This is a genomic window from Mycobacterium sp. AZCC_0083, from assembly GCF_014202335.1.
GTDB lineage: Bacteria > Actinomycetota > Actinomycetes > Mycobacteriales > Mycobacteriaceae > Mycobacterium.
In genome coordinates this window covers 146243-168191 of sequence record NZ_JACHGP010000001.1, presented here as the reverse complement: position 1 = coordinate 168191, position 21949 = coordinate 146243, and the positions used below count along the sequence as shown (strand labels likewise).

Below are 21949 nucleotides of genomic sequence, written 5' to 3'. Positions count from 1 at the left end.
TCATGCGCTCATCGCTCGCCAGGCGCGCCGGCGCTCGGCTTGGGCCGCCGGATCGGGGACCGGGGCTGCGGCTATCAGCCGCTTGGTGTAGTCCGAGCTTGGTGACCGCAGGACGTCGCCGGCTGGGCCGCTTTCCACCACGCGGCCGTGTTGCAACACGGTGACCTGATCTGCCAACAGCTCGATGACTGCCAGATCGTGACTGATGAACAAGCACGAGAAGCCAAGCCTCTCCTGCAGTTCGGAGAGCAATGCCAGCACGGTTGCCTGCACGGAGACGTCCAAGGCGGAGGTGGGTTCGTCGGCGATCAGGAACTCGGGGTCCAGCGCGAGTGCCCTTGCGATGCCGACCCGCTGCCGCTGGCCGCCCGACAGCTCGTGGGGGAAGCGATCGACCCAATTGGACGAGACCTTCACGCTATCCAGCAGCGCGCACACCCGGTCCCGGATCTCGGTGCGCGACCCGAACTTGTTGATCACCATGGGTGCCGCCACGGAGTCGCCGATCGACAGCCGCGGGTTGAGCGACGAGCCCGGATCCTGGAAGACCATCGAGTAGGTGCGACGCAGCCTACGCCTGTCGGCACGACTGGCCGTATACGGGTCGATCCCGCCGATCCGCATCATGCCCGCCGCGGGCCGCACCAGCCCGGCGATCGCCCGCCCGATCGTGGATTTCCCCGACCCCGATTCGCCAACAAGCCCATGCACACTGCCTCGCGAGATCGCCAGGTCGACAGCGTGCACTGCGTGAAAGGGCTTGCGGCCCAGCTCTCCCGGGTAGACGACATCGAGGCCGGACACCTCGACCAACAACTCGGAGTCGATGGCGGCGTGTTCCTGCTGGGCATCGGGCCGCGGCACTGAGGCCAGCAGGTGCGCGGTGTACTCGGCCTCCGGTGCGGCGAAGAGCTGTCGGACCGGCGCCGCTTCGACCACGGCTCCCGAGCGCATCACCACCACCCGGTCTGCGAGGTCGGCCACCACCCCCATGTCGTGGGTGATCAGCAGCACCGCGGCTCCGAGGTCTTTCTGCAGACGCCGGAGCAGGTCGAGGATCTCGGCCTGGACGGTGACGTCCAACGCGGTGGTCGGCTCATCGGCGATGATGACCTCTGGTGAACCGGACACCGCCATCGCGATCATGGCTCGCTGACGTTGACCTCCGGACAGCTGGTGGGGGTAGCTGTCGATCCGCCGCTCGGGTTCCGGAATCTCGACCAGACGCAGAAGCTCGAGAGTCCGCTCGCGGGCCTGCTTCTCGGTGACGTCCTCGTGGCTGCGGATCGCCTCGCCGATCTGTTGGCCGATGGTGTACACCGGGTTGAGGGCGGTCATCGGTTCTTGGAAGATCATCGCGATGCGCTTGCCGCGCAACGCCCGCAGCGGCTCGCCGTGAAGCTCGCTGATCTCTTCGCCGTTGAAGCGGATGCTGCCCTGAACGCGTGCGTTCGGCGCCAGCAGTTTGAGGACCGACATCGAGCTGACGGACTTTCCCGATCCCGATTCGCCGACCAGCGCGAGGACTTCGCCACGGCATACCGAGAAGCTCACGCCGCGCACTGCGGGCACGGTCTCACCGCCGACCTGAAAGTCGACGCTGAGGTCACTGACCTTCAGCACCACGTCGGCAGTCATCGGCCCAGGGTGCCTTGTTTGAGGGAACCCTTGCCGTCGGCGGTGTTCCGCTCGTACTCGGCCAGGTAGTCGCTGCAGAATGTGAGCACCCGTTCGATCCACACCTCGCCGATCTTCGGGTCGCCGAGCGAGACGTCACCGGTGCAGCCGCTCTCGCTGACTTCGGAGAAGTCCCATAGGACGGTGCCACGCACATCCTGACCGGGGATGGCCGCTTCGCCGTAGCTGACCGGAGTCCAGCCTGCGGCGGAGCGCAACTCGGTGTCGGTCGTCGGGGCCGCCTGGACCTGGTCGGGGAACATCGCCAGCATCGCGGAGTGCTCTGGTTCGGCGCCGTGTCCGTAGGCGGTGGCGGGGTCGGCGTACTGGTCGCGCATCAGGGCGTACCCCAGCGACCACGGGTACAGATGTCCGACCAGGATTCCGAGGTCCCGCCGGGCATCCATGGCGGCGCTGGTGACGGGTGCAACGTTCCCGCCGTTGTTGTCCAACAATACGATCCGCCGGAAGCCGGACTGCACCAGCGCCTCCAACAACTCGTAGGTGACGGCGCGCAGCGTCTGGGCGGACAACGACAGATTGCCAGGGTAGCCGCGGAACATCGGGGAGTGGCCGTAGTGAAGTGCGGGCGCGACCAGGCATCCGTTGCGGAGGGCCAGTTGATCGGCGACCCATTCGGCGACGATCGAGTCCTCGTGGACCGGCAGGTGCGGCCCGTGCTGTTCGACGGCACCGATCGGCAACAGCACCACCGGGTCGGTGGCGGCCACGTCTCGCACTTCCGTCCAAGACAGTTCGCCGAGCCGATGGGTCCTGAGGTGGCTGGTGGTCGCGGTGCTCACGGTGTCATCCTTTGCAGTTCGGGTGCGGGTCATCGGACATTCCCCCGTCGCTTTGCTAGCCCGGAGTAGAAATTCCCCCGTCGCTCCGCTCGCCCCGAGTAGAAATTCCCCCGTCGCTCCGCTCGCCCCGAGAGTGCTCCGCGCTTTCGCGGATCGAGCAGGTCGCGCAGTCCGTCGCCGAAGACGTTGAGTGCCAACACGACCGCGACGATCACGATCGACGGGTAGATCAACAGCGAGGGCTGCACCTCGAGGAAGTCTCGACCGGTGCCGACCATCGAGCCCAGCGACGGCAGTGGCGGCTGCGCACCGAGACCGAGGAAACTCAGGCCCGCCTCGAGCTGGATCGCAAAGCTCACCGACAGGCTCACCTGCACGATGATCGGAGCGGAGACATTCGGAAGGATGGTGCGCAGCAGGATGTTCGGGGTCGATGCGCCCATGATCTGGGCCGCTTCGACGTACTCGACGTGCCGCAGCGCCAGCACCTGGCTGTACACGATCCTGGTGAACCGCGGGATGTAGAGCACACCGATCACCAGGACGACGTTGACGAGCTCGTCGCCGAGTATTGCCACGGCGGCGATGGCGAGCACCACCGGCGGAAAGCTGAGCAGGATGTCGATGGCCCGCATGATCACCGTGCCAACGATGCGTCCGGCGTAGCCGGCGATCAGTCCGAGGGCAACGCCGATCACCGCCGCGATGATGACCGAGCTGATGGCCACCGACAGTGTGGTTCGCAGGGCGATCAGCAACCGGGAGAACACATCGCGGCCGAAGTCGTCGGTGCCGAGCAGACCGTCGGGACTCAGTGGCAGCCCGACCATGTCCCGGTAGTCGTACGGTGCGATGAGTGGCGCCAATAGCGCGACGAGGGTGGCCAGCACGAGGAAACCACCTGCGATCGCCGTGCGCCGATTGCGTAAGGCACGGCGCCAGATGTTCTTTGGGCGAACAGGCGGAGCCTGGACGGGCGTGTCGGTGAGGATGCCGTCGGTGAGGGTCATCTAGCTCTCCGTTGTCCGGGGGTCGAGTGTCCGCACGACCATGTCGCCGATCAGGTTGACCAGGATGACGACGGTGGCCGTGGCGAGCACGACCGCCTGGATGACCGGATAGTCGCGCTGCCCCACCGCGTTCATCAGCAGCGAACTGATGCCCGGCCAGCCGAAGATCGTCTCCACGAGGACGGTGCCGCCGATCAGTGTGGTCAGCTCGACGGTGGTGACCGCCACCACCGGCACCAGCGCCGTCCGCAGCGCGTGCCTCCTGACCACCATCTTCTCGGCGACGCCCTTGGCGCGGGCGGTGCGCACGTAGTCGGCGGACAGGGTCTCCAACATTGCCGCCCTTGTCATCCGGGTGATTACCGCGCAGGCGGCCCCTGCCAACGTGATCACCGGCAAGATCAGAATCTGTAAGTGCCCAAGGGGATCCGCCCACGGCGTGACGAACCGCCGCGGCGGCAGAATCGGGATCCAGAAGGTGAATACCAGCAGCAGCAATGTCCCGATCACGAAGACCGGCAGTGAGATGCCGAATATCGAACCCCCCACCAGAAGATGGTCCGCAGGTCGATCGGCGTGCGTAGCGGCAATCCGGCCGAGAAGCACACCGATCAGCACGGCGATCGCGAGTGCCAGCAAGACCAGCTCCAGCGAGTTCGCCAGCCGCGATGGCAGGTCCTGCATGACCGGGCGTCCTGAGATCAGCGAGGTGCCGAGGTCACCTTTGAGCAGCCTTCCCCAGAAGCCGAAGAACTGACCCATCAGCGGCTCGTTGAGGCGCATCGCCTGACGCGCGGCGGCCACCTGCTCCTCGGTGGCCGACTCCCCGAGCGAGGCCCTTGCGGGATCGCCCGGGATGAGGCGGATGAGGAAGAAGACGATGGTGCCGACGACGGCCAGCTGCACGGCGGCAAGCCCTAGCCGGCGAATCACGTACTGGCTCATTGGCTTCGCTCCAACCAGGTGCGCCGTAGGGCCGTCCCGGTCCAGGCTCCCTTTGGGGGATGCGCGTAGCCCTTGACGTAGGTGTGGAAGGCCTCTCCCTGCTCGCGGCGCACGGTGTAGGTGAACGGGACCAGGTCCAATGTTCGCCGCTCGATGTCGGCGTAGATCTCCATCCGCAAGGCCGGGTCGGCTGTCTTCTTGCCCTCGCTCAGCAACCGGTCGATCTCCGGGTCGGAGAACGAGAAGGTCTTCGCGAGAACGCCTGTGCTGCCGAGGAAGTCCGCTAGCGACGCCGGGTCGCCGAATTTCGGCGCCGTGCCCCAGGCATGGACCGGGAACTCCTTGTTGGTCACGCTCGCACGGAAGGTGAGCCACTCCTGCGGCACCAGATCGATGTCCAGCCCTGACGACCGCAGCGACGGCAACATCGCCTGGGCAGGCCGGAAGATGACCGAGTACGAGCTGGTGGTGACCATCGGGGCCCGCAGGCCCTCGACTCCCGCCTGACGAAGCAGAGAACGCGCTTGATCGGGATCGTAGGGCATCGCCCCGGCGAACTTGGTGGCGTACGGTGCGAAGTCCTGCGGCATCAGGGAACCGTTCATCGCAACGCCGTGACCAAGGAATGCGGTGTCCAGCACCGCATCCCGGTCGATCGACATCGCGACGGCCTTGCGGACCCGTACGTCGTCGAACGGCTTCTGCGCCAGATCGAAGCCGACGTAGCCGAACCCGAAGTTCTTGTCGGAGGCGAACTGCAGCTGTGGATTTCGCTGAATGACGTCCACATGCGTGGCCGGTACATAGTCGATCATGTCCACGGTCGCCGCACGCAGGGCGGTCACCCTGGCATAGTCGTCGCCCATCGGCTGGAAGACGATCCCGTTGAGATACGGCAGGTCCGGTTCGAAGTAGGAGTCGAACCTCTCGTACGTCGTCGCGACGCCGGGGATCCGCTCGACGAGGCGGAACGGGCCCGTACCCATCACGGTTGTCTTCGGGTTGGCGCCCGATTCGATCCAGCGCTTGCTGACGATCAGCGTCGGCGGCAGGGCGAGCGCGAACGGCAACGCCACATCGGGTTCGGCGAGGCGCATTTCGACGGTCCGCGGGTCCCTGGCGACCACCTCGACGATATCGGCGAGCAGGGGAGCCGACGAGGCGGCCGTTGCCTTGTCCTGCATGCGCCGGATGGAGAACACGACGTCGTCGGCGGTCAGCGGAGAGCCGTCGTGGAACGTCACACCTTGGCGCAGGCGCACGACATACGTTCGGGGGTCGGTGAACCCGTACTCCTCGGCGAGGTCCCCGATGATTTCACCGTTCGAGTCGAACTGCAGCAGGCTGTTGTAGGCGAGCTGGCGCAGGTAATCCGACGCCGCGCCAGTCGAGACGTGCGGATCGAAGTTTGCGGGGTCGGTCGACAAGCCGAAGTAAAGGATTCCACCGCGGCTCGGTGTCCCGGCCGCACCCGGCCGAACCTCGTTTGCCGAGTTGGGCAGTGCAGTTGGATTGCCGCATCCGCTGAGGATCGCCGACGAGACTGCAGCTCCTGCTACTGCGGCACTGGCGGTTATGAAGCTCCGCCTACTGAGAGCGCCCACCGGACCTCCCTGTGGTGACCGGGCGTTAGTCGAGGCCTCGGATCGTCGTTGAATCCTTGGCGTATGGATCATGTATACGTGACGCCCACATGGTTCGCAAGACGAATGAGGAATTTATTCATCCGCCTTCTTGAGATTCTCATTGGTCGGCGACTTGAGGTCCGGCCGTTAGTGCTTGTCGACCGTTCGGCTCGACTCGATACCCAATTCCCCTGGGATGTCCGGGATCTCGGCAGCGGTTAGAACGCGTACCGCAGGATCCGGGCCTTGCGGGCGCCGGACTTGGTCTTGCCCATCAGCTTGGTGGGCACCCGGATCCAGCGTGGGAAGAGATCGACCTCTGGCGCGTCGGTGAGGCTGGCCTCCTCGACGAGGACCATCCGTGGATTCCACGTCTCCGGGTGATGCGCGTCCTTGAAGCCGGCATAACCCCACTGGCTTCCGACGTCCTTGAACATCTTCTGCGGAAAGACCTTGATCGCCGCGCGGCTGAACCACCCGATCCCGCCGTAGTCGTTGAAGGCGAGCTCGCCGGATCCGAAGTGCTCGGTGATGCGCCGGAAGATGCCGGCGATCACCGGCTCGGTCAGGAAGGCGAACAGTCCGTCGGCGATCAGCATGGTCGGGCGGTCGGCGGGGATGGCGTCGGGCCAGTGCCCGTCGGTCAGTGACACCGGCACCGAATGCGACTGCGGGTTGGCAGGCAGGACCTCGTCGCGCAATGCGCTGATGCCAGGCAGGTCCACGTTGTACCAGTCGACCGACGGTGGGGGGCCGACGCGGTAGAGCCCGCTGTCGAGTCCGCCGCCCAGATCGACCATCACGGCATCTGGGTGCGCGGCGACGAAACGGCGCACCCGGTCGTCGAGCATCTTGGCCCGGAGGGCGGTCTGCAGGACCACGCTGTTCTGCACGCCCAGCCCCACGAAGTCGTAGTCGATCTTGCCGACCACTTCGCCGGCCAAGGTGTCGCCGAGGATGGGTCTCGGCGAACGGCTGTCCAGAGCCCGCGCGTACTCGGTGAGGAAAGCGGTCTGTTCGATGGGTGTGAGTGTCGACGTCGTGATGCCCATGACGGCAACATACTCCATTTTCTCCGCTGAACGTTTTGCCCAAAACGTTCACCGCCCTTGCGATTACGAGCGGCGAGAGGCCGTCCACGGCTGTTCGTTTCTGCTCCGCCGTTCAGCTTCGTCGGCGCGCTCCTTGGCCCACATGTCCTCGAACTCATCTCCAGGGTGCGCGTTGGGTAGGCGGTTCATCACTCGGCTGAGCCACTTGGGCGCCGAGGTCGGCTCCCACTGGGGCAGGGCCATGCTCAGCGCGTTCAGGGTCTTGAGGACGATGAAGACCCCGAACAACGCGGACGCGTCGGTCATGACGGCGCCGAACATGCCGAGCACGAGCGTGAGGTGCACGACGGCGATTCGACCGAGGCTGCGATTCGCGGTCTGCTCGATCTGCCAGAACGTCCACCGGCGAAGCCCTGGCAGGTCCACCGCGAATTCGATGGCGAGGACGACGAAAACGCCGATGCACCCGTTTCGGACCTGGTACCAGTCGACAGCTGCGAAGCCCCCTTGGCCATTTTTCATGTTGTTGTGGTCGAGCACGAACAGGATGACTCCGAGAAACACGCCGTGTGCCGCAGAGAAGGCCAGGCTCGTCACCAGGAATCCATTGACGAATGAGGTCTGCGAGCCGCGCGTGGGCGATTTCGGTGTCTGGTACTTGAAGTGTCCACGACGTGGGCTCGTGCGCTGATTGACGATGATCCGTGCCGCCACGAACAGGCACACGGCCACGTTCTCGAACCAGTAGACCACCAGCGTCGTGCCTGCTGACCATTCGCCGACGAACCAGCCGGCCGCAGGAATCGCGTTCACGGCCAGCAGCGTTAGCAGATGAACGGCTCGGGGCATCGCGTCATCGTCGCACGGCTAGCCCAAAACGTTCACGGCCCTTGCGATTACGAGCGCAATGGTGGTAACCGCGACGAGGCTCTGCACGGACATCATCACCTTGGCCCAGCGGGCCAGCGGCATGGTGTCGGTGGGGGAGAAGGCCATCGAGTTCGTCAGGCTGACATAGAAATAGTCGATGAACGTCGGGCGCCAGCCCGGCTTCACGAGCTTCGCGGTGTCCGGGTCCATCTGCGGGAACATGAAGTCCGGGTAGGGCGTGACGCCTGCCCGCCGCGCGAATGGGCCGCCACGGTCCAGTTCCCAGTACCAGATGCCGAACACGATGATGTTGGTGACGAAGATCGCCGCGCCGCTGCCCAGCAGAAGACTGGCGTCGTTGCTGACCTGGCCGGACAAGATGTGCGTGTCCAGCACGATCGCCGAGAGCGTGTTGTCGACGGTGATCGCCCCCAGCAGAATCCAACTCGCGTACTTCCCGAGCGTGGTCGACCGGGTCAGCCGGATCGGGTTCAGCCAGATCAGAACGGCTAGCAACAACAGTTCCATGGCGATCAGAGGCCACCGTGGAACGAGTATGTAACTGTGCGAGATCGCCAGTTGTAGGGCCATGGTGGTGACCAGTGCGACGAGCACGGGCAGGCGGCTCTCCGGGGCGCCGGGCCGCAGCCACGACGGCACGTGGTGTTCCGCCTCGTGGGCCAGCCGCTCCGCTCGCTTGAGGAACTCCTCGGTAGCGGGTTGTTCAGGCGTGTTGTCCATCAGCCAAGTGTGTGCGCGACGATTGATCTGTGGATGACGACACGACTGACAGTTTCCTGGGCAAGTCCCGCCACATCGGCGTCTGGATCGACGCCACTCCCGACGCGGTGTACGCGCTCGCATCGGATCCGGCTGAGCTGCCGCGCTGGGCGGCGGGTCTTGCCGATCCCTCGTTGTCCGACGCGGTCGTCGACTTTGCGCCGCAAAACGATCTCGGCGTGCTCGACCACGTGGTTCGGCTGCCGTCCGGTGAGGCGGTCTACAACCCGATGCGAGTGATCCCGGGTGGACCGGGGGAGACCGGCTGCGAAGTGGTGTTCACGCTGCGCCGCCGACCAGGGGTCACGGACGTGGAGTTCGAGGCCGACGCTGCAGCGGTGGCAGCGGACCTCGAGACGTTGCGGGGACTGCTCGAGGACTAATCGTCCGAGGACTGGAACACGCCAAGGCCCAGCCAGGCCACGGTGCCCGCGGCCGCGGCAGCGACGACGGCAGGGCCAGGGTTCATGGTGACGACGCCGACGACGAGCAGCACCAGAAGGCCCACACCGAGCGCGACCAGCTTGTACACCGGCCACGGGACACCGGCGATCCGCACTTCGGTGCCTGATGTCGCTAGCTTGACGCTGGGGGCCGTCATGGGATTAACGATAGCTCGTATCCAAGAGTTCGGGCAACCGAAACGCTGGATCAGGTCCGTCCCTGTGCCCCCCGGAAATAAACTGACCGGATGCCACTGACCGGAGAATACGAACCAAGCACGTCGGATTGGGCCCGCGAGAACGCGGAGACGTACATGAAATCGGGCGGGACCGACGGCACCGAGCTGAAGGGCAAACGCGTCATCCTGCTGACCACCGTCGGCGCCAAGACCGGAAAGATCCGCAAGACGCCACTCATGCGGGTGGAGAACGACGGCGAGTACGCCGTGGTGGCGTCGCTCGGCGGGGCGCCCAAGCACCCCGTCTGGTACTGGAACATCAAGAAGAACCCGCGGGTCGAGCTTCAGGACGGCGAGGTCACCAAGGACTACGAGGCCCGCGAAGTCGTCGGTGACGACAAGACGGTGTGGTGGGAGCGTGCGGTCGAGGCCTGGCCCGACTACGCCGACTACCAAAAGAAGACCGACCGGCAGATCCCGGTCTTCGTGCTGACCCCGGTCAGCTAAACCGGTTTCCGCCCGCTGCCCACGAGGTGGCACCATTGATCGGTGTCCGCTGAGTTGAGCCAGAGCCCCCGCACGTCATCGCCGCTGACCGCGGCCGACATCGATGCGGCCGCTGAGCGAATTTCCAGCGTCGTCGCGCTCAGCCCCCTGCAGCTCAGCGATCGGTTGTCGGCGGTCACCGGTGCCAGCGTCTACCTCAAGCGCGAAGACCTGCAGGCGGTACGCTCCTACAAGCTGCGCGGTGCCTACAACCTGCTGATGCAGCTGACGCCGGACGAGATCGCCGCAGGCGTGGTGTGCTCGTCGGCGGGCAATCACGCCCAGGGTTTCGCCCTGGCGTGCAGGTCGATGGGCATCCATGGTCGGGTCTACGTACCTGCCAAGACGCCGAAGCAGAAGCGTGACCGCATCCGCTACCACGGCGGCGAGTACATCGAGCTCATCGTCGGAGGCAGGACCTACGACGTCGCGGCCGCCGCGGCACTCGACGACGTCGCCCGCACCGGTGCCACCCTGGTACCGCCGTACGACGACGTGCGCACCATGGCGGGGCAGGGCACCATCGCCGTGGAAATCCTGGATCAACTCGACGTCGAACCCGACCTGGTGATCGTCCCGGTCGGCGGCGGCGGATGCATCAGCGGCATCACCACCTACCTCGCCGAACGCACCACCAGTACCGCGGTGCTCGGGGTGGAACCCGCTGGCGCGGCCGCGATGGTCGCCGCGCTGGCCAACGGTGAGCCGGTCACACTCGACCACGTCGATCAGTTCGTCGACGGCGCGGCGGTCGCAAAGGCGGGTGTGCTGCCCTACGCCGCCCTGGCCGCTGCCGGTGACATGGTGTCGATCACCACGGTCGACGAGGGCGCAGTGTGCTCGGCGATGCTCGACCTGTACCAGAACGAGGGCATCATCGCCGAGCCGGCGGGAGCGCTCTCGGTCGCCGCGCTCCTCGAGGCCGACGTCGCTCCGGGATCGACGGTGGTGTGCCTGATCTCGGGCGGCAACAACGACGTATCGCGCTACAACGAGGTGGTCGAGCGCTCGCTGGTGCACCTCGGGCTCAAGCACTACTTCCTGGTGGACTTCCCGCAGGAGCCCGGCGCCTTGCGCCGCTTCCTCGACGAGGTGCTCGGCCCGAACGACGACGTCACCCTCTTCGAGTACGTCAAGCGCAACAACCGGGAGACGGGTGAGGCACTCGTCGGCGTCGAACTCGGCTCGGCCGCCGACTTCGACGGCCTGATGGAGCGCATGCGGGCGTCCGACCTCCACGTCGAGGCGCTGGAACCGGGTTCACCGGCGTACCGCTACCTGACCTGATTTCATGGACGATCTCGAGGATTCCGAGACGCCCGATCTCGAACACCTGCGCCGCCAGTACGAGGAGGCGGCCGACGAGGGCGACACCGACGCCGAGTTCGCCCTCGGTGTGCTGTTCTCGCAGTGGATGGATCCGCCGGACCTGGATGCGGCGTACCGCTGGTACGAGCGTGCCGCCAATGCGGGGAACGTCGACGCGATGGTCAACCTCGGGCTCATCTGCGCGGAGCGAATGGATCCGCCCGATCTCGATGCGGGGCGCCGTTGGTATGAGCGCGCTGCCGAGGCTGGGCGCGGCGAAGCCATGCTCGGGCTCGGCTGGATTCACGAAGAGCTCGCCAGGCCACGGGAACTCGATGAGGCGTGCCAGTGGTACGAACGTGCCGCCGAGACGGGGAACGTCGACGCCATGCTCAGGCTCGCGTACCTGTACCAGGAGTTGATCAGCCCAGCCGATCCCGATGCCACCCGGCGCTGGTGGGAGCGTGCCGCCGATGCCGGCCACAGCGACGCCATGCACAACCTTGGAGTGCTGCACCACGCGTTCATGGATCCGCCGGATGACGAAGCGGCGCGGCATTGGTGGGAGCGTGCTGCCGAGGCGGGGGAGAGCAAGGCGATGAACAGCCTCGGTCTGCTCTACTCGCACTGGACCGATCCGCCGGACCTGGATGCGGCACGGCACTGGTACGAGCGTGCGGCCGAGGCCGGGAACTACAACGCCATGAACAACCTCGGATGGCTGCTCCACGAGCAGATGGACCCGCCGGATCTGGACACCGCACGGCGCTGGTACGAGCGCGCCGCCGACGGCGGCCACCGCCGGGCGAAGATCAACCTAGTGCGCTGGCGGATGGACGCGGCGCGCAGGCGTCTGCATCCGACATCGGATGGCGAGAGCGAGAACGGGTCGGAATGACCGGGGCTGCGGTCAGTCTGCGACGCGCAGGATCGCGAACGAATGCCCCACGAGGCGCGTGCCTTCCGAGCCGACGGCAGGCTCGTCGGAAGCCGACACCACCTCACCGGTGACGGGTACCGACACCGCTTCCGTGCCGAGATTGCAGGCGATGGCGAAAGACCCGCGCCGCAACACGATCCAGCGCTGATCCTCGTCGTAGTCCACGCCGAGGTGGTCCAGCCAGGGGTCGGCGAAGTCCGGTTCTTCGCGCCGAAGGGCGATCAGCCCGCGGTAGACGTCGTGTAGCCGCGCGTGCTCGCCTGCGCCGATCTCGTCCCACGCCAGCTTGGAGTGCTCGAAGGTCCGAGGGTCCTGCGGGTCGGGCACCTCGTCGGCGTCCCACCCGTGCTCGGCGAATTCGGCCTTGCGTCCCTCGGCGGTGGCTCGGGCGAGCTCCGGCTCGGGGTGGCTGCTGAAGAACTGAAACGGGCTCGACGCGCCCCATTCCTCGCCCATGAAGAGCATTGCGGTGTAAGGAGATCCGAGAACCAGCGCGGCCTTCACCGCGAGCTGTCCGAAGGTCAGGTTCTGCGACGGCCGGTCGCCGACGGCGCGGTTGCCCACCTGATCGTGGGTCAGGGTGTAGGCGAGCAGCCGGGTGGCGGGAATGGTGGCGGTGTCGAGTGGGCGGCCGTGCCGTCGACGGCGGAACGAGGAATAGTTGCCTGCGTGGAAGTACCCGTGCTTCAGCGTGGTCGCGAGTACCTCCAGCGAGCCGAAATCCGAGTAATACCCCTGACGCTCGCCGGAGACGGCGGTGTGGATGGCGTGGTGGATGTCGTCGTCCCACTGCGCGGTCATGCCCAATCCGCCGTGATCGCGCGGCGTGATCAGCCGCGGGTCGTTGCGGTCGCTCTCGGCGATCAATGACAGCGGCCTTCCCAACTCGTCCGCCAGAGAATCGGTTTCGCCCGACAGCTCCTCCAAGATGTGCACGGCCGTGGTGTCGACCAACGCGTGGGTGGCGTCGAGGCGCAGCCCGTCGGCGTGGAAGTCGCGCATCCAGCGCAGTGCGCATTCGATGATGTAGTTGCGCACCTCGTCGGAACCGGCGTCGGCGATGTTGATCGACTCGCCCCACGGGTTGCTGCCGGTGGACAGGTACGGCCCGAACCGGGGGAGGTAGTTTCCGGAAGGGCCGAGGTGGTTGAACACCACATCGATCAACACGCCGAGGCCGCGGTCGTGGCAGGCGTCCACGAAGCGCACCAGGCCGTCAGGGCCGCCGTAGGGCTCGTGCACGGCGTACCAGAGCACGCCGTCGTAACCCCAGCCGTGTGTGCCGCTGAACGCGTTGACGGGCATGAGCTCGACGAAGTCAACGCCGAGATCGGCAAGGTAGTCGAGCCTGTCGATCGCGGCATCGAACGTGCCTGCCGCGGTGAAGGTCCCGATGTGCAGCTCGTAGAGCACCGCACCTTCGATGGACCGGCCACGCCAGCCGGCGTCGGTCCACGTCGCCGTCGACGCGTCCCACAGCTGTGAGCGGTCGTGCACGCCGTCGGGCTGACGGGGGGAGCGGGGATCGGGGATCACCGTTTGGTCGTCATCCAGGACGAAGCCGTACCTCGCGTCCGGACGCACATCGACCACCGTGCGCCACCAGCCGTCGTCCGATCGCGTCATCGCGTGCAGTGTGCCGTCGACGTCGAGCCGCACCCGGTCGGGTCGCGGGGCCCAGACGGCGAATTCGTGGTCAGGGCGAGCGAAGCGACGGGGAAGGAGGTGATCAGGCACGTGTCTTCTCCAGCAAGGCCACCGGCAGGTCCGCGCACAGGTCGGCCAGCTCGACCCGCCCCGAGAACCGCAGTCCCGTGAGCCGGTCGGTCCAGTCGCCGGCAGGCAGCGCCAAAGACGTGTCGCGCCAGCCGGTGTCGGCCAGCCGGACCGTCCACCGGCTCACCGCCACCACGACGTCGTCCCCGCGCTGGAACGCAACCACGTGCTCGCGCGCCTCTCCGCTGGCCAGTACTGGCCGATGGCCACCCGAGGCGAACGTATCGGGCCGCTCGCGGCGCAACCGCAATGCCGTGGCGACGATCCGGATCTTGGGGTCGGTCATGGCGCGCAGCGCCTCGCGATGTGCGCCGAAGTCGATCGGCCTGCGGTTGTCGGGGTCGACGAGGCTGTCGTCCCACAGTTCGGTGCCCTGGTAGACGTCGGGCACCCCAGGGGCGATGAGCTGCACCAGCTTTTGACCCAGGGCGTCACTGTGCCCGTGAGCGTCGAGCCGGGCCACCAACGAGGTCAGCTCCGCGGCCACCGGCCCATCGATCACCTCGTCGAGCCAGGTATGCACGGCGGACTCGAAATCGTGGTCCGGATCGTTCCACGTGGTGTGGGCGGCGGCCTCGCGGATTGCCTTCTCGGTGTAGGCGTGCAGTCGGCCGCGAAGGTCATCGGTGACCGCACCGTCGACTGGCCAGACGCCGAACGCGTTCTGCCACAGAAACAGTGCCGTGGTGGTGTCGGGTGGCGGCGTCAGCCGCATCCACTTTCCAATGAGCTCGCCCCACAGCGACGGCACCTGCGACAACACGCCGACGCGGGCGCGGACGTCCTCGCCGCGCTTGGTGTCGTGGGTGGACAGCGCCGTCATCGTCGACGGCCACAACCGTGCCCGGACGTCGGCGCGGTCGTGGAACTCCGCGCCTCCGACGCCGAACCACTCGGGCTCGCCGCCCACCTCGTTGAGCGACACCAGCCGTGCATCGCGATAGAAGAGGCAGTCCTCCTTGGACTTTGCGGTGGCCGCGCCGCACAGCTGCTGCAGGCGTACCGCCGCCTCCTCGCCGACCGACACCGCGGCGGCCACGATGGCCAGTGGTTCGGCGAATCGTGGTGTCTCGACCGCGGTCTCGGCCAGCGCCACCGGCAGCACCGACGCCAACGACAGGTAGTCGGAGCGGTACACGCCGACGTGACTGATCAACGCGGCGACCGCCGCGGCGAGGTCCGGGTGATCAGTACCGGCGGCCGCGACGATCGCCCTGCACAGGCGGCCCAACTCGCTGTGCAGTGTGTTGGTCACGGCGTCGACCTTGAGCTCGTGGGCGAGCTCGGGCGTCTCGGCGTAAGCGGTGCCCCAGGAGTCGACGAGCTCGGTCAGCGCAGTCTTACCCGTGGGATCGACGAACAGGCCGCCGATCTCGCGCAGCGCGTCGTAGCCGGTGGTCCCGGCGACGGGCAACGTCGGCTCCAGCGGTTCGTCGACGGCGAGGATCTTCTCGATCACGATCCATGCGTCGGGCCCGGTGATCTCCCGCAGCCACTCCAGATAGCCGGCCGGATTCGACAGCCCGTCGGGGTGATCGATGCGGACGCCGTCGACCAGGTCCTCGGCGAACCAGCGCGCCACCTCGACGTGGGTGGCGTCGAACACGGCACGGTCTTCCTGGCGCAATGCGGCCAGCGAGGTGATGGAGAAGAACCGACGGTAGCCGCACACGTTGTGGCGCCAGCCGACCAGCCGGTAGTGCTGGCGGTCGTGCACGGCGGGGCCGCTACCCGCACCCGTGCCAGGGGCGATGGGCCACGCGCGGGAGCCGAGCCGCAGCACGTCACCGTTGACGGTGAGGGACTCGACGTCGTCGTCGGAACCGAGGACGGGCAACACGATTCGGCCATCGGCGTCGAGCGTCCAGTCGATGTCGAAGTACGAGGCGAACGACGATTCGCCGCCGTGGGTGAGCACGTCCCACCACCACGGGTTCTGCCGCGGGTCGTCGACGCCGACGTGGTTGGGCACGATGTCCACGACCAGGCCCATGCCACGCGCCCGCGCCGCGCGCGACAGCCGGGCCAGGCCGTCGGCACCGCCGAGCGCGGCCGACACCGTGGTGGGATCGACGACGTCGTAACCGTGCGTCGAACCCTCGGCGGCGGTCAGGATCGGCGACAGGTACAGGTGACCGACGCCGAGGTCGTCGAGGTAGTCCAGCACTTTCTCGGCGTCGGCGAAGGTGAACCGGTCGCCGCGCATCTGCAACCGGTACGTGGACACGACGGGGCGAGCCATGGGCATGCAGGCGCTCTCTAGGCCGACTTCTTGAGTACGAGCACCGAACGGGGCTGCACGGTGATCTTCTCGTCGGCGCTGATCACCAGGTCGGTGTCTCCAGCAGGGTTCGACGTGTCCAGCACAGCGGTCCATTCGTTGGCGTAATCGCCTGCGGGAGTGACGAAGTCGATCGTCTTGCCGTGGGCGTTGAAGCACAGCAGGAACGAGTCGTCGACCACCGGCTCACCGCGCGCATCCGGCTCGGGGATGGCCTTGCCGTTGAGGAACACCGCAACGCACTTGTCCAGCGCCCGGCCCCAGTCCTCCGGTGTCATCTCCTCGCCTGCCGGGGTCAGCCACGCGATGTCGCGGACTTGATCACCGGTGCGGATCGGCTTGCCCTCGAAGAAGCGGCGTCTCCGGAAGACGGGGTGTTTCTTGCGCAGGGCGACGGTCTTGCTAGTGAACTCGACCAGGTCGGCGTTCTTCTCGGCCAACGACCAGTCCATCCAGGACAGTTCGGAGTCCTGACAGTAGACGTTGTTGTTGCCGTCCTGGGTGCGGCCGATCTCGTCGCCGTGGCTGATCATCGGGGTGCCCTGCGACAGCATCAGGGTGGCCAAGACGTTGCGCATCTGGCGTGCGCGCAGGGAAAGGATCTCCGGATCGTCGGTCGGCCCCTCGATCCCGCAGTTCCACGACCGGTTGTGGCTCTCGCCGTCGCGGTTGTCCTCGCCGTTGGCGTCGTTGTGCTTCTCGTTGTAGGACACCAGGTCGTTCAGCGTGAAGCCGTCGTGGCACGTGACGAAGTTGATGCTGGCGCCCGGCCGACGGCCCGTCGCCTCGTAGAGGTCCGACGACCCGGTGAGACGGGACGCGAATTCACCTAGGGTTGCGGGTTCTCCCCGCCAGTAGTCGCGCACGGTGTCTCGGTACTTCCCGTTCCACTCGGTCCACAAACCGGGGAAGTTGCCGACCTGATATCCGCCCTCGCCGATGTCCCACGGTTCGGCGATCAGCTTCACCTGGCTGACCACCGGGTCCTGCTGCACCAGATCGAAGAACGCACTCAATCGGTCGACGTCGTGCAACTCACGGGCGAGCGTGGACGCCAGGTCGAAGCGGAACCCGTCGACGTGCATCTCGAGCACCCAGTACCGCAACGAGTCCATGATCAGCTGCAGTGTGTGCGGATGCCGGGCGTTGAGGCTGTTGCCGGTACCGGTGAAGTCCTTGTAGAGCTTCTCGTCTCCGTCGAGCAAGCGGTAGTAGGCGGCGTTGTCGATGCCGCGGAAGTTGATGGTGGGGCCCAGGTGGTTGCCCTCGGCGGTGTGGTTGTAGACCACGTCGAGGATCACCTCGATGCCCGCCTCGTGGAACGACCGCACCATGGTCTTGAACTCGGCGACGGCGCCACCGGCGCTCTGGTTGGCGGCGTATTGATAGTGCGGCGCGAAGAACCCGAACGTGTTGTAGCCCCAGTAGTTTCGCAGCCCCAGATCGAGCAGCCGGTGATCGTGCAGGAACTGATGCACCGGCATCAGCTCGATGGCCGTCACGCCGAGCGACTTGAGGTGCTCGATGATCACGGGATGCGACAGTCCGGCGTAGGTTCCGCGTTGCGCCTCGGGGATACCAGGATGGGTCTGGGTCAAGCCCTTGACGTGCGCCTCGTAGATCACCGTCTCGTGGTACGGCGTGTTGGGCGACCGGTCGGAGGCCCAGTTGAAGAACGGGTTGATGACGACGCTTGTCATGGTGTGCCCGAGCGAGTCCACCATCGGCGGGGTGCCGCCCGAGGCGAGGTCGTCGGCCTCCAGGTCGTAGGAGAACAGCGCCTGGGTGAACTCGAACGCGCCGTGGAAGGACTTGCCGTAGGGATCGAGCAGCAGCTTGCTCGGATCGCACCGGTGACCGGCAGAGGGGTCCCACGGCCCGTGGACCCGAAAACCGTAGCGCTGCCCTGGCGTGACGGTAGGCAGGTAGCTGTGCCACACGTAGCCGTCGACCTCGTCGAGGGGGATGCGTTCCTCGGTGCCGTCCTTGGCGATCAGGCACAACTCGACCTTCTCGGCTGCCTCGGAGAACAGCGAGAAGTTGGTGCCCGCACCGTCGTACGTGGCTCCGAGTGGATACGGGGTACCCGGCCAGACGGTCGTGACCATCTCACCACCAGCCGGTTGCGGCGGCGATCTGACGTCCAAGTTCGGCGGTCATGGTGCGCATGTAGGTGGTCGAGATGTGGTGAGAATCGTGGTACAGCAACACATTTCCCTCCACGGCGCGGCAGTAGTCCTCGCGGCACACCGCGTTGCTCATGTCGAGCGGTTTCAGCATCGGGAACTGCGCGACGAAGTCCAGGGTCGGATTGTGGTCGGACAGTACCTCAGAGCGCTTGATGCCGCAGGAGATGGCATCGCCGCCGCTGGCCAGGCAGTCGGACGGGAAGAAGGGCTTTCCGTTGCGCACCAGCCATGGCGTGTCCCGCATGGCCAGCACCGGAATTCCGGCGTCGGCGAACTCTCGCCAGATACCGATGTAGAAGCCGGGCATCACGTCGCCGTCCTTGATGTTCCACGGCCGGGTCGACGTGGTGAAGACGTAGTCGGGGTGGTCGGAGAGCAGCCGGGGCATCACCTTGCCGTTCCACTCGCGGCAGTTGGGATACGGGCGGTTGTCGCCCATCACCAGAGGGTTCTCCTCGGTGGTCAATGGGCACCCCATCTTCAGGTACGTGGTGACCTTGAAGTGATGCATCCTGCCGAGCAGATCGAGCGCGGTGATCCAGTGCTCGGCGTGCGAACCGCCTGCCAGCGCGATGGTGCGGGTTGCCGTCTTGTCGCCGTAGGTGCAGTTGATCACGTCGACGTCGTCGAAGTCGCCGATGCAGCCGTCGGTGGTGCTCTCCGGTAGGTCGTCCTTGGCCTCGAGCACCGTCGGGCGCATCGGCAGCTTCGGCACCTTGGCGTTGTTGATCAGGGCGCGTGCGCCGGGGTAGTCGCGCGACGAAAGACCGGCCAGCTCCTTGCCGTTGGCCCGCTGAATCGTCATGTGTTCCCGCCAGGTGAAGGACGTCGCGGTGAGCGCGACGCCCAGGAGTGTGACGATCGAACCAAGGACGATGGTGGGGCGTCGCAGCCGCACCCGCAGTGGGATGGTGGCGGCCCGCTTCGGGGCGGCGGGACGTGCGGCGGAGGCTGGGGCGAGCGAAGCGACGGGGGAAACAGAGGCCTTGTAGCGCAGTGGGTTCTCGACATAGCGGGTCGTGAGCCAGGCCAGTACGCCGGAGACGAGCAGGATGCCTGCGCCGTCGGCGAAGTTGGCCTCGGAGTGGCCGCTGTAGGCCAGCCAGAAGATGAGCAGCGGCCAGTGCCACAGGTACAGCGAATACGCCATCGCGCCGAGCGACACGAACGGTGCGGTGGCCAGCAGTCGGTTCGGTGCGGGCAACCGGCCGTCAAGACCTGTGAGGTGCGGGTCGGCTACCCGGTTGGCGCCGCTGAGGATGAACAGGATCGTCGCGCCGACGGGGACGAGCGCCCACGGCCCTGGGAACTCCTTGACGCCGTCGATGAGCGCACCGCAGGACAGGATCGCGGCGAGCGCCACGAAGGCCACCGACGTCCGCAACCACATCGGCCACTTCACGTACGGGACGAGCGCGCCGACCAGAGCGCCGAGCAGCAATTCCCAGCCGCGGGCGAAGCTGTTGTAGTACGCGGTGGCCTGATCGGCACCGTGGGCGATGATGGCGTACCAGAACGATGCGATCGTCAGCGCGCTCAGCAGCACGATCAGCGCGGGCCTGGTGTACCTGCCGAGACGGCGGCGAAACAGCACGGCGAAACCGAAGACCAGCACCAGGAACGCGATGTAGAACTGACCTTGCACCGACATCGACCAGATGTGCTGCAGCGGGCTGACGGCCTCACCGGCGCGCAGGTAATCCGATGCAGTGCTTGCCAATTCCCAGTTCTGGTAGTAGCCGAGACTGGCAAGGCTCTGGTCGGCGAACGTTTCCCAGCGGGTCTCGGGCTGCACGATGATCGTCAGCACCGCGGCGGCCGCGAGCACGACCACTAGGGCGGGCAGCAGCCGCCGGACCAGCCGCATCACCTCGGGCCAGGGGGCCAGCGACGCGGTCTGTGTCAGCGCCGCGCGCAACAGGCGTCCGCCGAAGAAGAAACCGGACAGGGCAAGGAAGACGTCGACGCCACCGGAGACGCGACCGAACCAGATGTGGAACATGGCGACGAGCGCGATCGCGACGCCACGGAGGCCGTCGAGATCGTGCCGGTAGAAACCCGACTTGCGGGTGCCCATGACGGCGCTAGGCGGTGGACCCGTACCGGCGGAGGACGCCGACCGGGGTGGGGCGAGGGTCATCATGGTCGACGGTCAATCTACCTAACGCGAGGACCGTCCGCGTTTTGCAATGAGCGGTTGCGCGAAGAGAGGATGAACCCGTGCCTGCGTTGACGCCCGCTGAGATCAGAGCGATCGACGCCGCCCACGTGTGGCATCCCTACAGCGCGATCGGCGCCGATGCCCTGCCGCCGGTGGTGGCCGTCGGTGCGCGCGGTGCCTGGCTGACGGTCATCGACCCAGCCCGTGACGGCGACCATCCCATCGAGGTCATCGATGCGATGAGTTCGTGGTGGACGGCAATCCACGGCCACGGCAACCCGACGCTGGACGCCGCGCTCACCGGACAGCTCGCCCGGATGAATCACGTCATGTTCGGCGGGCTCACCCACGAGCCCGCGGTGCGGCTGGCCCAGCTGCTGGTGCAGATCACCCCGGACGGCCTGGACACCGTGTTCTTCAGCGACTCCGGCTCGGTGTCGGTCGAGGTGGCCGTCAAGATGGCGCTGCAGTACCAGCGCAGCCGAGGCCGCGACGGCAAGCACCGGTTGATGACCTGGCGCGGGGGATACCACGGCGACACCTTCACCCCGATGAGCGTCTGCGACCCGGACGGCGGAATGCACTCCATCTGGACCGACGTTCTGGCCCACCAGGTGTTCGCGCCGCAGGTGCCGAGTGCCTACGACCCCGCCTACAGCGCGGCGTTCGAGCGCCAACTCGCCGAACGCGCCGACGAACTCGCGGCCGTCATCGTCGAGCCCGTGGTGCAAGGCGCGGGCGGCATGCGCTTCCACGATCCGCGCTATCTGTCGGACCTGCGCGCCGCCTGCACGCGGCACGGCGTACTGCTGATCTTCGACGAGATCGCCACCGGCTTCGGCCGCACCGGTGCGTTGTTCGCCGCCGACCACGCCGGGGTGAGTCCGGACATCATGTGCGTCGGCAAGGCGATGACGGGCGGTTACGTCACGCTGGCGGCAACGCTGTGCAGCGCCGAGGTCGCCAACACCATCAGCACCGGTGAATCGGGTGCGCTGATGCACGGACCCACCTTCATGGCCAACGCGTTGGCGTGTGCGGTGTCGGTGGCATCGATCGAACTGCTGCTCGGCCAGGACTGGCGGTCCACGGTCGGCACGATCGAGGCGGGCCTCACCGACGGACTGGCGCCTGCGCGCTCGATGCCCGGCGTGGCCGACGTCCGCGTGCTCGGCGGGATCGGGGTCATCGAGATGGAACGGCCCGTCGACATGGCCGTGGCGACGGCGACGGCGCTGCAGCACCGGGTGTGGCTGCGCCCGTTCCGCAACCTCGTCTACGCCATGCCGCCGTACGTGTGTACGCCCGACGAGGTCGGTCGGATCACCTCTGCGATGGTCGGCGTGGCGCGTGCACTAACCTGA

General features: G+C 66.6%; 18 protein-coding genes. 5 read left to right on the top strand and 13 right to left on the bottom strand.

Annotated features, from left to right (window positions below; translation table 11 throughout):
• From HNP02_RS00800 to HNP02_RS00765, 8 genes are all read right to left on the bottom strand, one after another.
• Complete coding sequence (locus tag HNP02_RS00800; RefSeq protein ID WP_184433145.1) at positions 1–1638, bottom strand: ABC transporter ATP-binding protein; 1638 nt, start codon at positions 1636–1638, stop codon at positions 1–3.
• Positions 1635–2480 (bottom strand): creatininase family protein, encoded by an 846-nt coding sequence (locus tag HNP02_RS00795; protein ID WP_221317029.1) that lies wholly within the window; start codon positions 2478–2480, stop codon positions 1635–1637. Before HNP02_RS00795 ends, HNP02_RS00800 begins: the two co-directional genes overlap by 4 nt.
• 29 nt (positions 2481–2509) lie before the next feature.
• Positions 2510–3490, bottom strand: coding sequence for an ABC transporter permease (locus tag HNP02_RS00790; RefSeq protein WP_184433139.1), 981 nt, complete (start codon positions 3488–3490; stop codon positions 2510–2512).
• Positions 3491–4435: an ABC transporter permease gene (locus tag HNP02_RS00785; protein WP_184433136.1), complete on the bottom strand. Its 945-nt coding sequence runs from the start codon at positions 4433–4435 to the stop codon at positions 3491–3493.
• Positions 4432–6039 (bottom strand): ABC transporter substrate-binding protein, encoded by a 1608-nt coding sequence (locus HNP02_RS00780; protein ID WP_184433133.1) that lies wholly within the window; start codon positions 6037–6039, stop codon positions 4432–4434. Before HNP02_RS00780 ends, HNP02_RS00785 begins: the two co-directional genes overlap by 4 nt.
• 239 nt (positions 6040–6278) lie before the next feature.
• Entirely contained in the window at positions 6279–7112 is an 834-nt protein-coding gene (locus HNP02_RS00775; protein ID WP_184433130.1) for a class I SAM-dependent methyltransferase, read from the bottom strand.
• A 63-nt stretch (positions 7113–7175) separates the two neighbouring features.
• Positions 7176–7961 (bottom strand): DUF6498-containing protein, encoded by a 786-nt coding sequence (locus HNP02_RS00770; RefSeq protein WP_184433127.1) that lies wholly within the window; start codon positions 7959–7961, stop codon positions 7176–7178.
• Between the two features lie 18 nt (positions 7962–7979).
• Entirely contained in the window at positions 7980–8723 is a 744-nt protein-coding gene (locus HNP02_RS00765; RefSeq protein WP_255506084.1) for a hypothetical protein, read from the bottom strand.
• A gap of 29 nt (positions 8724–8752) precedes the next feature.
• Here HNP02_RS00765 and HNP02_RS00760 point away from each other — a divergent pair, with 29 nt between their 5' ends.
• Entirely contained in the window at positions 8753–9145 is a 393-nt protein-coding gene (locus HNP02_RS00760) for an SRPBCC family protein (protein WP_309241346.1), read from the top strand.
• On the opposite strand, the gene HNP02_RS00755 is transcribed toward HNP02_RS00760, so the two are convergent.
• Entirely contained in the window at positions 9142–9363 is a 222-nt protein-coding gene (locus tag HNP02_RS00755; protein WP_184433124.1) for a hypothetical protein, read from the bottom strand. The genes HNP02_RS00760 and HNP02_RS00755 overlap by 4 nt on opposite strands.
• A gap of 90 nt (positions 9364–9453) precedes the next feature.
• Between HNP02_RS00755 and HNP02_RS00750 the strand changes: the two genes are divergently transcribed.
• The 3 genes from HNP02_RS00750 to HNP02_RS00740 are packed head-to-tail and all read left to right on the top strand — an operon-like array spanning position 9454 to position 12136.
• The gene (locus HNP02_RS00750; RefSeq protein ID WP_184433121.1) at positions 9454–9891 is read left to right on the top strand and encodes a nitroreductase family deazaflavin-dependent oxidoreductase; all 438 of its coding nucleotides are present in this window, start codon (positions 9454–9456) and stop codon (positions 9889–9891) included.
• Between the two features lie 42 nt (positions 9892–9933).
• Positions 9934–11217: a threonine ammonia-lyase IlvA gene (gene ilvA, locus HNP02_RS00745; RefSeq protein ID WP_184433118.1), complete on the top strand. Its 1284-nt coding sequence runs from the start codon at positions 9934–9936 to the stop codon at positions 11215–11217.
• A gap of 4 nt (positions 11218–11221) precedes the next feature.
• Positions 11222–12136, top strand: a complete 915-nt coding sequence (locus HNP02_RS00740) for a tetratricopeptide repeat protein (RefSeq protein WP_184433115.1) — start codon at positions 11222–11224, stop codon at positions 12134–12136.
• 12 nt (positions 12137–12148) lie between these two features.
• Here the strand turns inward: HNP02_RS00740 and treZ are convergent, their stop codons facing one another.
• From treZ to HNP02_RS00720, 4 genes are read right to left on the bottom strand one after another with little or no spacing between them, the layout of a single operon-like run.
• On the bottom strand, positions 12149–13915 hold the full coding sequence (gene treZ, locus HNP02_RS00735) for a malto-oligosyltrehalose trehalohydrolase (RefSeq protein WP_184433111.1): 1767 nt from the start codon (positions 13913–13915) through the stop codon (positions 12149–12151).
• Positions 13908–16196, bottom strand: coding sequence for a malto-oligosyltrehalose synthase (treY, locus tag HNP02_RS00730; protein ID WP_184434852.1), 2289 nt, complete (start codon positions 16194–16196; stop codon positions 13908–13910). Before treY ends, treZ begins: the two co-directional genes overlap by 8 nt.
• A 17-nt stretch (positions 16197–16213) precedes the next feature.
• Positions 16214–18343, bottom strand: a complete 2130-nt coding sequence (glgX, locus tag HNP02_RS00725) for a glycogen debranching protein GlgX (RefSeq protein ID WP_184433090.1) — start codon at positions 18341–18343, stop codon at positions 16214–16216.
• Position 18344: 1 nt separating this feature from the next.
• Positions 18345–20567, bottom strand: a complete 2223-nt coding sequence (locus HNP02_RS00720; RefSeq protein ID WP_184433085.1) for an acyltransferase family protein — start codon at positions 20565–20567, stop codon at positions 18345–18347.
• A 77-nt stretch (positions 20568–20644) separates the two neighbouring features.
• Between HNP02_RS00720 and HNP02_RS00715 the strand changes: the two genes are divergently transcribed.
• The gene (locus tag HNP02_RS00715) at positions 20645–21949 is read left to right on the top strand and encodes an adenosylmethionine--8-amino-7-oxononanoate transaminase (protein WP_184433079.1); all 1305 of its coding nucleotides are present in this window, start codon (positions 20645–20647) and stop codon (positions 21947–21949) included.

Excerpts from the sequence above, each read along its gene's own strand:
- HNP02_RS00750 (WP_184433121.1), top strand. The coding sequence starts at position 9,454 with ATGCCACTGACCGGAGAATACGAACCAAGCACGTCGGATTGGGCCCGC.
- HNP02_RS00770 (WP_184433127.1), bottom strand. The coding sequence starts at position 7,961 with ATGCCCCGAGCCGTTCATCTGCTAACGCTGCTGGCCGTGAACGCGATT.
- HNP02_RS00740 (WP_184433115.1), top strand. The coding sequence starts at position 11,222 with ATGGACGATCTCGAGGATTCCGAGACGCCCGATCTCGAACACCTGCGC.
- HNP02_RS00785 (WP_184433136.1), bottom strand. The coding sequence starts at position 4,435 with ATGAGCCAGTACGTGATTCGCCGGCTAGGGCTTGCCGCCGTGCAGCTG.
- HNP02_RS00790 (WP_184433139.1), bottom strand. The coding sequence starts at position 3,490 with ATGACCCTCACCGACGGCATCCTCACCGACACGCCCGTCCAGGCTCCG.
- HNP02_RS00720 (WP_184433085.1), bottom strand. The coding sequence starts at position 20,567 with ATGATGACCCTCGCCCCACCCCGGTCGGCGTCCTCCGCCGGTACGGGT.
- glgX (WP_184433090.1), bottom strand. The coding sequence starts at position 18,343 with ATGGTCACGACCGTCTGGCCGGGTACCCCGTATCCACTCGGAGCCACG.
- treY (WP_184434852.1), bottom strand. The coding sequence starts at position 16,196 with ATGGCTCGCCCCGTCGTGTCCACGTACCGGTTGCAGATGCGCGGCGAC.
- HNP02_RS00765 (WP_255506084.1), bottom strand. The coding sequence starts at position 8,723 with ATGGACAACACGCCTGAACAACCCGCTACCGAGGAGTTCCTCAAGCGA.
- HNP02_RS00775 (WP_184433130.1), bottom strand. The coding sequence starts at position 7,112 with ATGGGCATCACGACGTCGACACTCACACCCATCGAACAGACCGCTTTC.
- HNP02_RS00800 (WP_184433145.1), bottom strand. The coding sequence starts at position 1,638 with ATGACTGCCGACGTGGTGCTGAAGGTCAGTGACCTCAGCGTCGACTTT.
- HNP02_RS00755 (WP_184433124.1), bottom strand. The coding sequence starts at position 9,363 with ATGACGGCCCCCAGCGTCAAGCTAGCGACATCAGGCACCGAAGTGCGG.